Origin of the sequence: Acetivibrio ethanolgignens, assembly GCF_001461035.1 — a bacterium.
GTDB classification, from domain to species: Bacteria; Bacillota; Clostridia; order Lachnospirales; family Lachnospiraceae; genus Velocimicrobium; species Velocimicrobium ethanolgignens.
Map to the genome: position 1 here is coordinate 1 of NZ_LNAM01000120.1, position 425 is coordinate 425.

1 protein-coding gene is annotated in these 425 nt (G+C 32.9%); it reads right to left on the bottom strand.

Features of this window, described 5'->3' with window-relative positions:
• Positions 1-298: antitoxin VbhA family protein (locus ASU35_RS06670; RefSeq protein ID WP_172794608.1), on the bottom strand; the 298-nt coding region annotated here is incomplete at its 3' end.
• Positions 299-425: the final 127 nt, after the last annotated feature.

Genomic DNA, 425 nt, shown 5'->3' on the forward strand with positions numbered 1-425 from the left:
CTCCAAGTAATTTTGCAATTCTTACAGAAACTATATCTGCTTCCTTAGTATCTTCTTCCATTTCATTTCTGTCTTTTCGTTCTTCATAATAGCTATGAATACGCTTATCTGCTTCCGTTATGCTAATATTACCCTCAATATGATTTTTCGCAGTTTCAATCAAGTATGCAGAAGGTTTAAGTCCGTCTACATCCTGAAGACCAATAGCGGTTTTCCATGCATTACTTTTTTCAATTTTGTCTGGCTCACCTTGACGAATATATTCATTTAATTCTAATTCCCAGCTATTTTCTATCAAGAAACTTCACCTCATTTCTCTTTTTGAATTCCATACTTCCTTCGATATTCTGTTGTGTACCACTTAGGAATATTCAAGCGAAAATAATCATAATTAGTGTCTGCTGATTAAACTAAAACACTTAATT